The 13,415-nt window shown below is 60.6% G+C and carries 10 protein-coding genes; 1 reads left to right on the forward strand and 9 read right to left on the reverse strand.

Translation table 11 applies throughout. The features are described 5' to 3' along the window. Positions 1 to 118: 118 nt before the first annotated feature. From GDA65_13620 to GDA65_13650, 7 genes are all read right to left on the reverse strand, one after another. The gene (locus tag GDA65_13620; GenBank protein MBA5863729.1) at positions 119 to 847 is read right to left on the reverse strand and encodes a hypothetical protein; all 729 of its coding nucleotides are present in this window, start codon (positions 845 to 847) and stop codon (positions 119 to 121) included. 28 nt (positions 848 to 875) lie between these two features. Further along, positions 876 to 1,262, reverse strand: coding sequence for a hypothetical protein (locus tag GDA65_13625; protein ID MBA5863730.1), 387 nt, complete (start codon positions 1,260 to 1,262; stop codon positions 876 to 878). Positions 1,263 to 1,317: 55 nt separating this feature from the next. Then, on the reverse strand, positions 1,318 to 2,769 hold the full coding sequence (locus GDA65_13630; GenBank protein ID MBA5863731.1) for an RNA-splicing ligase RtcB: 1,452 nt from the start codon (positions 2,767 to 2,769) through the stop codon (positions 1,318 to 1,320). Positions 2,770 to 2,816: 47 nt separating this feature from the next. Beyond that, positions 2,817 to 3,257 (reverse strand): hypothetical protein, encoded by a 441-nt coding sequence (locus tag GDA65_13635; GenBank protein ID MBA5863732.1) that lies wholly within the window; start codon positions 3,255 to 3,257, stop codon positions 2,817 to 2,819. 5 nt (positions 3,258 to 3,262) lie between these two features. Then, the gene (gene sdhB / locus GDA65_13640; protein ID MBA5863733.1) at positions 3,263 to 4,237 is read right to left on the reverse strand and encodes a succinate dehydrogenase iron-sulfur subunit; all 975 of its coding nucleotides are present in this window, start codon (positions 4,235 to 4,237) and stop codon (positions 3,263 to 3,265) included. A gap of 79 nt (positions 4,238 to 4,316) precedes the next feature. Further along, positions 4,317 to 5,474 (reverse strand): M24 family metallopeptidase, encoded by a 1,158-nt coding sequence (locus GDA65_13645; GenBank protein MBA5863734.1) that lies wholly within the window; start codon positions 5,472 to 5,474, stop codon positions 4,317 to 4,319. 52 nt (positions 5,475 to 5,526) lie between these two features. Then, positions 5,527 to 8,940 (reverse strand): AsmA family protein, encoded by a 3,414-nt coding sequence (locus GDA65_13650; GenBank protein MBA5863735.1) that lies wholly within the window; start codon positions 8,938 to 8,940, stop codon positions 5,527 to 5,529. Positions 8,941 to 9,374: 434 nt separating this feature from the next. Here GDA65_13650 and GDA65_13655 point away from each other — a divergent pair, with 434 nt between their 5' ends. After that, positions 9,375 to 10,661, forward strand: coding sequence for an MFS transporter (locus GDA65_13655; protein MBA5863736.1), 1,287 nt, complete (start codon positions 9,375 to 9,377; stop codon positions 10,659 to 10,661). 76 nt (positions 10,662 to 10,737) lie between these two features. On the opposite strand, the gene lepB is transcribed toward GDA65_13655, so the two are convergent. Next, positions 10,738 to 11,712: a signal peptidase I gene (lepB, locus tag GDA65_13660; GenBank protein ID MBA5863737.1), complete on the reverse strand. Its 975-nt coding sequence runs from the start codon at positions 11,710 to 11,712 to the stop codon at positions 10,738 to 10,740. A 163-nt stretch (positions 11,713 to 11,875) separates the two neighbouring features. Next, a complete protein-coding gene (locus GDA65_13665) occupies positions 11,876 to 13,405 on the reverse strand; it encodes an MBL fold metallo-hydrolase (GenBank protein ID MBA5863738.1) in 1,530 nt (509 codons plus the stop codon). Between the last annotated feature and the right edge of the window lie 10 nt (positions 13,406 to 13,415).

Genomic DNA, 13,415 nt, shown 5'->3' on the forward strand with positions numbered 1-13,415 from the left:
AGCCTATCAAACTTTGGAAGAACTGCCAGAGAAATAGCACTTGTCGAGCGCCCTAAGGGCAGGTTGCCTTTCTGGGTGAAGGTGATAGGGACCAGGCCACGTCCCGGATGGTGGGATTTCAGGCCATCCCGCCTCCGTCCTGGGTTTCGACGCCTCCGCGCATCGTGTGAGGAGCCTGCTCCCTGGCTTCGAGCAGAATGCCGGCGAGGAGCGAGCGGACCCGGCTCATGAGGCCGCGCATGGTCAGCATCAAGAGGGTCGCCATCAAGAGCAGCAGCGGCGTGATGACGAGGGCGACATCCCGGCCTAAATCATCCTCGGATCGCGGCGCCGCTGCTTCGGGCGGCGTGGCGACGGCCAGTCTGATCCATCCGGCCACGCGGTTGTCTCGGCGGAACGGTTCCACGACGATGAAGGCTGGTCTGCCCTGCTCGATACCGGGCGTGATGACACCGGTCTGTGTCCGGCGCGCGGCCAGCCAGGCCGCATCTTGAAGCGTGGTCCCGATGGCGGCGGGATTGCTGGCTGCCACTACCAGATTGTCTTCCAGGATGACAGCGGCCGAGAGGAGATTGGCCTGTTGGGTATGTTGTTCAAGGGTCTGCTGGATGGAGGCGAAATTCTCGCTGCCCATTGATTCGCTGAACCAGGCCAGGGTTCGCGCCGTGGCGCGCGCACTGTACTCCGCCGCCATGACGGCCGAGGCATTTCGTTGCGCCACGAGCGAGCGGTCATGCTGAGCCAGGAGCACGTAAAGAGCCGCAGCGCAGACGGCTGACACGATGATGCTGATCAGCAGCGCCGGGATCCAGGTTCGAGGCAATCGCGATGCGGAAGCGTCAGCCATGCTGTATCCTCCTCGACAGGAAGCGGCGCTAGGCGCCGGAATCGTCCTGCCGGTCGTGGGTCCGTTCGTAGGGATGGCGAGAGAGTTCTTTGACGATGCGTTGGAGGCGAGCCCATTCGTCAGGCGGCAGGGAGAGAAACTCGAGACCGAGGCGCCCGTCCCGGCGCCAGCGGACGACGGCTTGCTGGACCGTCAGCGTCGTCTCCGGATCCGGCACATGAATGCGGAGCGTCAGCATGGTGCCAGGATGAATAGCCGTCTGACTGACGATTCCGCAGCCTCGCAAGGAGAGATCGACCACGGTGCCATCTCCCTCGACGCGATTCACTGAGCTGAAGGCGCTTCGGAAGTGAGCGGGAAACCGTTCGTGCTGGCGTTGTTCCATCGTGGGGCGGCGCTGATTGGGTGACGACACGCTTTCGACCCCCGGTGACCCCGGAGCCGCGCATGTGTGTCGCGTGCATGCCGTGCTAGCCCTTTATATTGCCGATTGGTTTGAGTTCCGCCACTTTTTTTGTGATTCCCGCCTGGTCCACCGTGTTCACCACATCGGAGATGTTCTTATACGCCGACCCGGCTTCCTCGGCGAGGCCTGACATGGACACCGCTTTTACCAGAATGCCGTGTTGTTTCATGTCGCGCAGCAGCTGTTCGCCCCGCACCGTGCGTTTGGCTTGGGCGCGCGACATCGTCCGGCCGGATCCGTGCATCGTGGAGCCGAAGGTGTCGTGCATGGCGCGATTGGTTCCGACTAAGAGATAGGATCCGGTTTCCATCGAGCCGCCGCAGATGACCGGCTGGCCGATATGGCGATAACAGTCCGGCAGCTCGGGACTGCCTGGGCCGAACGCCCTGGTGGCCCCCTTGCGATGCACCAGCCACTCCCCGTCTCCGTAGCGTTCCACCTTCGCGATGTTATGCGCCACATCGTAGATCAGATGCATGCCGAGCGCATGCGGCGTTGAATCGAACACGGCGGCGAAGGCTTCGCGGATTTGATGCGTGATGACCTGGCGATTGGCGAACGCGGTGTTGGCTGCGCAGTTCATCGCGCCGAAATAGTCCCGCCCTTCTGGTGAGCGAAACGGCGCGCAGGCGAGTTGCTGATCCTTGACGGAGATTCCGTAGCGGCGCATCGCCTTCTCGAATATTTTCAGATAGTCGCTCGCGACCTGGTGCCCAAAGCCGCGCGAGCCGCAATGGACCATCACCACGACCTGGTCGCGACCGGTTAGGCCCATCGCGGCGGCCGCCTCCCGATCGAAGATGCCCTTATCCGAGAGAACCTGCACCTCCAGATAATGATTGCCCGATCCCAAGGTCCCGAGTTGGTTGATGCCACGTTCGATGGCGTAATCCGTGACGTGCGTCGGGTCAGCGCCTTCGAGGCAGCCCCGCTCTTCGATTCGATCCAAATCTTCTTCCCATCCGTAACCCTTGGCGATGCACCAGGCCGCGCCTTTGCGCATCACCTCGCGAAACTCCCGCCGGTTTACAGTGACGAAGCCGCGTGATCCCACGCCGGCCGGTACGCGGCGAAATAATTCGGTCATCAATAGTTCAAGTTTCGGCCGTACCTCGGAGAGCGACAGGTCCGTCCGGATCAACCGCATGCCGCAGTTGATGTCATAACCGACTCCGCCGGGCGAGATGATGCCGTCATCCGGATCGAAGGCCGCGACTCCGCCGATGGGAAACCCATACCCCCAGTGGCCGTCGGGCATGCAGAGCGCATACCGATGGATGCCGGGCAGACAGGCAACATTCGTGACCTGATCGAAGACCCCGCGATCCATTGCGCTGAGAATGGCCGGACTCGCATAGATTCTCGCCGGGACCAGCATGCCCGCCTTTTCGGAGGGCGGAATTTCCCAGAGGTAATCATCAAGACGATTGACCTGCATGTCGGTGTTGAGTGTCATCGCTTCACCCAGGTGTCAAACAAACGTTGTGGGGACTTTGTCATGCGTCAGACATCCAAGACCACCCTGGCCTTCCAGCTGTTCCCGGTCTGTGTCACGGCGTAGAGATGTTTGGTCACGCCTTTCACGTCGGATCGCAGATCCTGCGTCGCCTGATCCACCGGCGCTCCGACCAATTCGGCATGGAGGCGCCAGGCGGATTGATCAGGCGTTGCGTGTAGGGCCAGGATGGCATGGTGAAAGACCACGGCCTGCGCGTCTTTCAAATAGACGAGCCGGTTCAGCCACTCGAACAGCAGCGTGCCGATATCCGATTCCTCCAACTCGATCGTCTGTTGCCAGGTTTGGGCAACAGACGCAGGATCGGCCAGGATCTGGATGAGGGCCTCAGTCGCGGCCTCGAACAGCTCCGAAAGGGAATCGCCCTCCGCTTCGAAGGCCATATCGGCCAGCGCGATGTCGTCGAGGTATCGGAACGTGCCCGGCATGGGCGTCAGAGACGCGTGGTCCGCCGTCGCGCCGCAGTGAAGATCGCCCGGACCTGCTCGATACCGGGGATAGTGTGGCCGAACGGCAACGGGACTTTGCCCTTGAAAAACATGCGGAAGCCCAGCGGCATGACGTCGAGGACCCGTCGCACACTGAAGCCGAGGACTTTGAGCGGCATCAGGGCTTCGTTCAAGCGCCCGTCCTGACGGATCAGATCGACAAAGCCGGTGATATGGCGGGCACCCTCGGCGGTGGTCAGGCCGTGTCGCAGCGAAGACCGGCGCAAGCGAATGATCGCCTCCATCGGCTGAACATCTTTCGGGCAGACCTGCACGCACATGTTGCACCGCGTGCAATCCCAGATGCCGTCTGCTTCTTGCAGTGCGGAGAGCCGCACCTGTTTGGCGTCCGCCGGTTCGCGCGGGTCCGCCACGAAGCGCGCCGCTTTGGCCAGCGCCGCCGGCCCGAGAAACCCGCGCGAGACTTCGTGGGAAGTGCAGGCAGCCACGCAGGCCGCGCACATGATACACGCGTCCACGTTGTGAAATTGATAACTGTCGGGCAGTAAGCGCAATTGCCCTGACGAGCCGTAACGCTTGGTCGGGTGCGTGATCGGGGTCAGCCACGGCGTGACCGCCCGGATCTTTTCCCAGAAGGGCGCCATATCGACGACCAGATCCTTGATCACCGGAAGATTCGGCAAGGGCGCGATGGTGATTCCGCCATGCCGCTCCAGCTCTTTCCGGATGGACGTCCGGCAGGCCAACTTTTGCGTGCCGTTGATATGCATGGCGCACGAGCCGCAAATGGCGGAGCGGCAGGAATAGCGAAGCGCCAGGCGGCCATCGAGTTCGTTCTTGATGCGGATCAAGGCTTCGAGCACCGTCATGCCTCGTCCGATGTCGAGGCGGTACTCTTCTTGGTGCGGATGCTGATCGGTTTCGGGATTGAAGCGCTGGATCGTAAAGGTGAGGCGCATATTAGCGTGAGGCGTGAGACGTAAAACGTGAAACGAGCGAAAGGCTTCCTCTCCCCGTTGATGGAGCGTTCACAAAAGGTCAGTCGAGTTCAAACACTTTCGGATAGTTCGTGAGGTTTCGGCAACCGTCCCTGGTCACGAGCACCATGTCTTCGATGCGCACGGCGCCGAGACCGGGATAATACAGTCCTGGTTCCACGGTGACGACATGCCCTTCCTGGAGCAATGACCCGGTGCGGCTGATGCGAGGCGCTTCGTGAATGTCCAAGCCGACGCCGTGTCCGGTGCCGTGGAAATACCCTTGCATGCGGCCGTTGACCAGGCCGGTCTTGTAGCCCGCCTTCTCGAAGCGATCGCAAATCCCTTGATGGATGACGGCGCCGTCTGCGCCGTCGCGAATTTTGCTTATGGCTTCCTCCTGCGCGTCCTTGACGGTCCCGTACAGTTTCATCAATTCTGGCGAAGGCTGTCCGCGAACTACGGTGCGAGACATGTCGGCAAAGTACCGGGAATCGGCTGAACGCGGAAACACGTCGAAGATAATGCTGCGATGCGCCGGCAACGGGCCGCTGCCTTCGTCGTGGGGATCGCAAGCCTGCTCCCCGCCTGCCACGATGGTATGTTGCGCGACGCAATCACATTCCATCAGAGCAACGTTGATCAGTTTCTTCACGCGCTCCGAGGTCAGGACCTCTCCGTCGAGCCACAGCACATTCTCGCGAATCTCAGCGCGGCGAAGGCTCTGGTGCGCGGCGGCGACGGCGGTTTCCGTCGCGCGCTGGGCGGCCTCGATGTGTCGAATCTCTTCGTCCGACTTCACGACCCGGCGTTCATAAAACGGCTCGCGTTTCGTGCGCAGCCGGTATCCCAGCTCCTGCAGTCGTTGCGCATGGAGAAACGGAAATGTCGGCGGCACCAGAACGTCGTGCACGCCGGCGTCCTGCAGGACGAGATGAATGACGTCGATGGTTCCGGGATCTTTCTCGCCCAGGGATTTCGCCCGCCGTTCCAATTCGGAATAGGACACCACGCGATCGACCGTGGCCTGGTGACGCGCGCGATCCACCTCCAGGTCGCTCATGATCATTAACCGCTCACCCTTGACCTCAAGGTAGATAAAGGGATCGGGCGCGATGAATTTGGTCGCGTAGTAGAGATTGGAATCGGTTTCACTGGCGGCGATGAAGAGCGTCGCGCCGGGCCCGGGAGTCGTATGGCGGTCGATGGACTGGCTCATGAGGTTGAGGCGATCAGATGATCGCGGATGCTATCACGCGCTCCGGAGGCGGTCAAGGCGCGGCCGGCGCCGGCGCAGTCGGAACCTCCACGGGCGGCGGCGCGGACGGCGGCGTCTGAATCTCCAATGACGGATCGAACAGCGGCTCCTTTTCCTCGTGCGGCGTGAGAATGTCAATCGGCAGCATGACGGTATTCTTCAACAGATCGAAGGCAAGTTGCGCCACGCCGGTCAGGCCGGTGGTAAACGATTTCATTGGCAGGTAGGTCACCTGCGGATCGTCGATCGACCCCTTCACCTGAAACAGGGCCGTGGCCAGCCCCTTGCGATCCCCCGCGACCAACCGCCCGAAGAGTGGAATGGATTTCAAGAACTGCGAATAGGACCCGAACGGGCTCACGGCCCAGATCATGTCCAGTTGATCGGTGGGCATGTCGTAGGTGCCGACGGCCGAAATCTTCAGCACCGCGCTGTCCAGAATGATGTTCTGTGTTTTGACCAGCCCGTTTTGCACCGTGAGGGTGGCGCTCGCACGGTTGTACTGTAGGCCATCCTTTTCCAGGTCGACTTTGCCTTGCAACACGGCCGGCAGGTTCAGGATGGAGAGGATTTTCCAGATGGCGCGCTTCTCTGCTTTGAGAATGCGTCCGTCCTGCAGCACCAGTTCCACCTTGCCGTTGAGCGTCGGCAGCAGGCCATGAGGATTTCGTCCATGACCGCGCAGCGCGCCGGTGAGTTTCATGTCGCCGGTCACGGGCTGCTCGCGCGCGCCCAGCAACTGCAGCACGGTCTCGGCGGGGATGCCCGTCATACGGACCGACGTTTCTGTTTCGGCCGGTTCTCCTTTGGGAAGCCGCACGACCATCCGTCCCGCCGCATGCCCGGTTCCCGATTGCGCGACGACCCGGTCGAGATCCAGCATGCCGTCCTGTATGGTGAGCCGCCCCGAGAGCCCGCCGAACCGCAATTGTTTGTAGAGGCCCTTTTCAATGGTGGCCGTGGCGCTGACCTGACTGGTCGAAGCCAGGGTTTCGAGAAATTCACGGATCGGCGAGCGGTGTCCTTTCGGGATCAGCAGATCCAGGTCCATTTGCGCCGACTCGATTTTGACTGCGATCACCGGCTTGGTGGTCCAATTCTTCAGGGCGCCCGACAGGCTGACGTCGCTGTCTTTAATGCGGAACGACAGCTGCTTGATGTCGGCGATGTTTTTAGAAAACTTCAAGCGAAGATAGATGTCTTCCACCGCGCCATCCACGCCTTTGAGCGTCATCAGGCCGTTGGTCAGCGCCAGCCAGCCGCCGGTGCGCCAATTTTTCCACTCGGCATCCGAGCCCTTCACGTCCATGGAGACTTCGAGATTGCCGGCTTCAAACCCGCTGCGGTACACCCAGTCCGGAAGGCTGGAGACCGACACGGTGCCAGTGGCCAGCGACGCGTCGATGGTGAACTGGTCGCCGAGGGTGATGCGGCCCTTCAACGGCAGGCGCAAGGGCGGCACGACGAGTTCGAGGCGCGAAATGACGAGGCCGATGCCTTTGGTCACGTCGGCGTCCAGTTCCAAGGAGGCCGGTGATCCCAGCGGTTTTTCGCCCAGCGTCGGGAGCACGAGTTTGGCTTCGTTCAGGCCGATCTCTCCGCGCAAGTGCGGCGCCCCGGACGGCCCCGAGAGCTGCACCCGGGCGTTGACCATGCCGTAGAGCAGATCGTCCGGAAAGGTGCCCGCCGAGATCATCTGCCGCAGTTGCGAGGCGCTGCCCTTCGCGCGGATGACGAAATCTTGAAAGACGCTGGGCGTGCCTCCGCTGATCATGCCGTTGAATTGCAGCTGCGCCTCCCCCAGATTGGCCGTGACCTGGTCGAACTGCGCGCCGCCGGTTTGCGAGAAGACGATACGGCCGTGCATGGCGGTGAGGCGTTGCGGCAGCGAAGGATTCATGAGACTGACCTGTTCGGCCAGCACCTCCCCGCCCGCAAAGGTAATGCCCTCGGGCTTGTCCAGCGGACCGACGAGGCGAAAGGTCGGATGGGTTTGTCCTTCGATGTCGCGCGACTGCGCGAGCAACGACGTCAGTTTGTCCGCGCGAATGGTCTTGGTCAAAAACTTGACCAGGTCGGCGGCGGTCATGTCGCCGCTCACATCCAATTCCATCCAGGGGCCCTCGTCCAGGAACGAGACGAGGGCTTTGCCGTCGGTGATCTGCAATGTGCCGTAGGCGCCCGTCACCTTGCCGACCCGGATTCGTCCCGGCTCCACCGAAACGGTGGCAGCCAGGTTCTGCGTCGGCACACGATCGTTGCCGATCAGGGCCATGCCCTTGTCGATCCGGAAATCACCCGTCAACGACAACTGCGGGCTGGGCGCCGTGGCGCCGGTCAAGGTGGCGGAGAGAATTTCAACGGTGCCTCCCAACTGGCGTTGCTCGACGATGGCCGGCAGTTGAGGGTGAATCCACTGCGCGGGAATCCTTGTAAAGAGCGACCGAAGATCGATCGAGGGTGCGGCGAAGGTGATGGAAAAGGTGGGTTGCGACGTCAACAGCCCGGCCAGGTTGGCCTTGCCTGTCACCGCCAGTTCATCCACGTTCGCCGCAATCTCGGTCAGGACGACATCGTAACCGGCGACACCCGGCGCCACGCGAATGCGACTGTGCAGACTGGCGCCTCCTTGCAGTTGCGGAGGAACCGGCCGGGGCCCGAAGAAGTCGGCGGCTTCGCGCAGGCGAAGATTGGTCGTGTCAATCTCACCGTCGAATTGGAAGGCCGGGCGGACGGAGTAGGGTTCCTCGGCCGCCAGCGTGGATGACGATTCGCTCAGGCTGATCGTGCCGGTCAGCGAAAAGGAGGAGGGCGCGCCATTGGTCGGCAGCGCGGCGGAAATATGCAAGTCGCCTTGGCCTTTCCCCGGGTAGACTTTCAACGCCATCTCGACCGTTTCGAGCTGCGTGGTCCGGACGCCGTCCGGCCGCGCCTCGTCCGTCACCGTGATGTGGCCCTTCTGGATGGTGGCCTCACGGATCAGCAGGAGGCGGCTGAACATCTGGTAGGCCGACTCGTCCTTCGCCGCCGAGGGCAGGCCCGCCAACACATTCCAATGTCCGGAGCGGTTTCGAACCAGCGTCACGGTGGGTTCGTTGAGAAAGATGCGTTTCGCGACAACCTGCTTCTTCAGCAGCGGCAGCAACCGCAGGACGATATCGATTTCCTTGGCGGAAAACACGACGTGCGTCGGATCATCATGGCCGTAAATGTCGACGTTGGTGAGTTCCAGGCGAAGGCTGGGCAGCACCACGAGTTTGATGCGATCGACTTCGATTTTACGGCGAAGGCTGGTTTCGAGTTGCTGCAGGAAGAAGTTTTTGAGAATGTCGACGCCGAACAACTCGCGCGAATAGAAGAGGAGCAGAACCCCCGCGACCACCAGGCCGAGCAGCGACAGCACCACCGTGCGGGGACGAACCCTCACTGACCCTCCTCTAGCAGGCTGCGGAAAAACTCATTTTTTGCACGCGACGCCGCGATCAGGTCACGTGGCGTGTTGGTATCAGGATAGTACGCAGGATGCGCAAAAAGGCCATCCAGCAAGGCCGCAGTGCGTGAAGCGGCGAATCGTGCTCTTGTCGTACGTTGAGCCGCTGAACGATGCGAGAACGCCGCTGGTGGACTTTTTCTGCATCCTGCTAGGTAGAACAAGAATGCAGTGTACTGGATGCATGCGCGGGAAATCCATACACGGGCGTGCTTCGGAGTCGTACACCGTGCAAGGTCACACGGTAGAGGACCGTATCTCGTCTCTCGTGAAGCGGCTCTCGTTTGGGATCGGACATGATGGCCACTGAACAAACGACGATTAGGAGGCCTCGCAAATAACTTTCGTCGGTGAATGCTCGCCAGTCTATAATGCGCCGGCTGACGGATGGCGGGACACTGGGAGAATCACGAGTGGGGGCTGACACATCGACGACACGGCCGCGCTGGGGCATTCTCGCCCTGTTGTTCGCGATCAGCGCGGTGACCTACATGGACCGGGTCAACATTTCCGTCACCGCCCGGCAGATGATGCCCGCCTACGGGCTCACCGGTCAGGACATGGGCTACGTGTTCTCCGCGTTTGTCTTCGGCTACGCGCTGTGCCAGATCCCAGGCGGCCGCCTGGGCGATCGTTGGGGGGCGCGGGTGGTGTTGGCCTGCGCGTTGGTCTGGTGGTCGCTCTGCACGGTCTTGACCGCCGTGGTCGCCACCCTGCCGCTAGCCACCGTGGTTGGTACTGTCGGAGCGCTGGTCATCGTGCGGTTCCTCCTGGGCGTGGGCGAGTCGGTGGCCCTGCCGAATTTCAATCGCGCCGTGGCCGACTGGATGCCGCCAGGCCAACGTGGGCTCGGCATCGGCATTGCCATCGGCGGCATCGGCATCGGCGCGGCGGTTACGCCTCCCCTCGCCTCCTGGGTCATGGTGAACTATCACTGGCAATCGGTGTTCTATCTTTCGGCTTTGATCGGCCTGGTGGTGGCGATCCTGTGGGTGTTGTGCTCGCGGGATGGGCGGAGCGGAGGCTCAGCACCGGCTGCGACCATCTCCACCCCGGTGCCCTGGCGGCACGTTCTGCGCTCTCGGTCTCTCTGGTGGCTCGTCGCGAGTTATTCGTGTCTCGGCTATGTCGCCTATATCTACATGAGCTGGTTTTATCTCTATCTGGTGAACGTGCGCGGGATTGATCTTTTGCGCGGCGGCTGGCTGGCGGCGGGTCCCTTTCTCGCCATCTTGCTATTTTGCCCGCTTGGCGGATTGATTACGGACAGGCTGGTGCCCCGCCTCGGGTTGCGCAAGGCCCGCCTCTCAATCGGCATGCTCGGCATGGCATTGGCCGGTGGATTGATTGCGGTCGGGGCTTGGGTGGAATCGCAGACCATGGCAATCGTGTGTCTCTCGCTCGGCGCAGGTTGGCTCTATTTCACCGTCGGCGCCTATTGGAGCGTGACGACTGATTTGTCCAAAACCCATGCGGGAACTTTGTCGGGGGTGATGAATACGGGGGCCAATGTGGGCGGCGTGATTTCGCCCAGCCTCACCCCCTGGCTCGCCGACCATTGGGGATGGACGGCATCATTGTTGGTAGCCGCAGTGATTGCACTCTGCGGAGGGCTCATGTGGATGAAGGTAGATCCGGAGGAAGGGCTGAGGGAGTGAGGCGCTGAAGCCGAGTAACGCAGGAGAAAGAAGCTCAATTGTTTCTTTGTCCGCGAATGCAAAGCGTGAGCTGCTATCAGACCGGCAAATCCAATCGCTCCCAACGGATGGTCAGTGATGGTCGATCTATTGAGAAGTATATGGATTCGGCCTTACCGAGAACCTTGTCTTTGGCGACATAGCCCCAGAATCTGCTATCCAGGCTGCTCTCACGATTGTCACCCAGCACAAAGTATGCGTTGGGCGGAACAGTCGCGGCATGCAAATTATCTCGAGGGTTGTCCGCCAGAATGTTGTTATCGGTATGCTGAATGTACCTCTCGGCAAAAGGGACACCATTCAAATACATCGATTGATTGCGCAGCTCCACGATGTCACCAGGAAGTCCGACGATTCGTTTGACGAAGAGTTTTGATTCGTCCTCAGGATATCTAAACACGATGACGTCACCACGCTGTGGCGTGGTATCCGAATAGGCTCGTTTGTTGACAAGGACATGGTCCCCCGGCATCAAAGTGGGGAGCATGGCTCCGCTTGGAATGTGAAAGCTTTGCGACCAGGATCGGGCCTCAGTCGTCAGGTCTTGACCAGCCTTCTCCCAGAATATTAAACGAGCGGTGTGCAATCTCGCCTTTTCTGGTCGATCCCTTACGTCATGATAGCGGTCGATGATCTTCTGCGCGTCATTTCTGCTGAAGGACGATTCATAGTGTGTGGCTAATCGAGTCTCCAAGAAGCCTGACGGCGCCAGATCGACCAACATGTATTTGATCGCCTTCAGCAAGGATTGCTTGATGCGTTTGAGTTCGAGAGTGGTCAACGTGTTCGCGAGGCCCGCTTTTATTTGCAGCATCGTGCTGAGGTCCGCGACGTCGATTGAGTTGTCGAGAGCCTCCGTCAGCGCTCCACTCGCAAGGTCGCGTCGAGCCAATTCGTGAAACACCTCCGATACACGATCCGGTATAGCAGTGACTGTATCTGTGCGGCCGTACGCCTCAGGCACAAGGACGGTATCGGCATGAATCGAAAACGTGAATGCCAAGGTCATCATGGCGGAAAGTTGTAACGATCCCAGAGTGCCCTCCTTGTCTGTTCACCTAGGGTCAGCGTAGCCGCTGATCGTGACATGTGTGATCACGAAAGGAAAAATAGTCGTTTCTCGTGGGCGAGAAAGGAAAGTGGTTCGTCCGTTGGGCCTGCGCAACTCCAGCCGATCACGCCCGATTCACTTCGGCCGGTTGCGGCACGCCGGACGAATCCAATTGGTAAGCGTAGGCTTCTTTCATTTGCACGTTGCCGCTGTCGGTGTAGACGAACAGGCGGTGGCCGTCGGTGCGGGTTTTGACGAGGCCATAGGCCGTGCGGCTGAAGCCATAGAAGGGCCCGCGTTTCTTGGCGGCATTGTCATCCTTGAGGCGGCAAGGGCCTTCGGTTTGGAAAAAGGCCACCAGTTCGGTGACGAAGATGAGCGGCTCCGGCACGCGCGACCATTTGCCCAGGGCACCCATGAGGGTGGCGCGGGGATGGATGTATTCTTTGCGCGCGTTTTCGTCGCCGCTGGAGACCACGCTCACGATGGGCGACACGGCCTGAATGAATGCGCCGGAAAAATCGGCCGAGCCATGGTGCGGCACCTTGAAGACTTCGGATCGCAGATTGAGCGTACCCTTGTTGTGTTCGCGGGCGAGGAAGCGGCTGGCCTCGTCGTTCAGATCGCCCGAAAAGAGAAAACTGAACCCGCCGTAACTCAACCGGAGCACAATCGAATGACCGTTGATGGTATGGGAGGCGGAATGGCCGGTGAAGCCTTCATCGCTGTCGTTGAACGAGTCATGGCCGATGCGCGGTCCCTTTGGTGGCTCACCGAGAAAACGCAGTGCCGGTTGTCCTTCCACCTGTGTGGTGATCGGGCCCAACACCTCGATATGCATGTCGGTTCGATTGAAAAACTCAAAGGCCTGGTTGTCGCCGAGTTGCAGGCGGCGGAAACTGACCGGGCTGCGGCTGTTGTAGGTGGCGAGGGTCTGTTTCCATTCCCTGAACGGCTCGTTCATCTGGTTGTCGTCCACGTCGAGCAGATTCTCTTCAAGGCCGGTGAGGTACAGTTGCCCGTCCACCGTCTTGGCCGGCCCGAGGAGTTTGGTATCCGGCACGTTTTTATTGTTCATTCTGGACGGACGTTTGACGAGGCCGTTGTGATAGACGCGCTGCGGTTGCATGAAGAGCTGTTTGCGTTTGACCTTGTTGGTCTCAGATTTGAGGATCTCCGTGAGGCCAGCGAAGTGGTCCGCGTCGCCGTGGGTGACGACAATGCAGTCGATCTGCTTCGGGTGGTCGGCGCTGGTATTGCGGAAGCGCCCGGCGAGATAACGCGCGAACATCTGGTTGTCGCCCCCGTCGATGAGGAGGACTTTGCCGTCCGGCGATTCGATGACCATGCCGTCGCCCTGTTGGACATCGACGAAGTTGACCTTCAGCACCTTGTTGTCGGCGACAGGACGGACCAGATCGGCCACCTTGATGCCGGAGGATTTGGTCGGTTCAATGTAGCCGGTGACGGATTCGGGAAGGATGCTGCCGTCGGGTTTTTCGCGAAAGACGGTGATGCTGACCTCGAGGTACGTCGCTGTCTGCTTCACCACGGTGATGTCGTCGCCCCAGGCGATCGTGCGAATGTACTGTTTGCGGCCCCGCTCTTCCCACACATCGGCAAGATCGACATTGAGCACGGCTTGATCTGGCATCGCATCTTCC

This window comes from Nitrospira sp. CR1.1, assembly GCA_014055465.1.
In the GTDB taxonomy this organism is placed as follows: domain Bacteria; phylum Nitrospirota; class Nitrospiria; order Nitrospirales; family Nitrospiraceae; genus Nitrospira_A.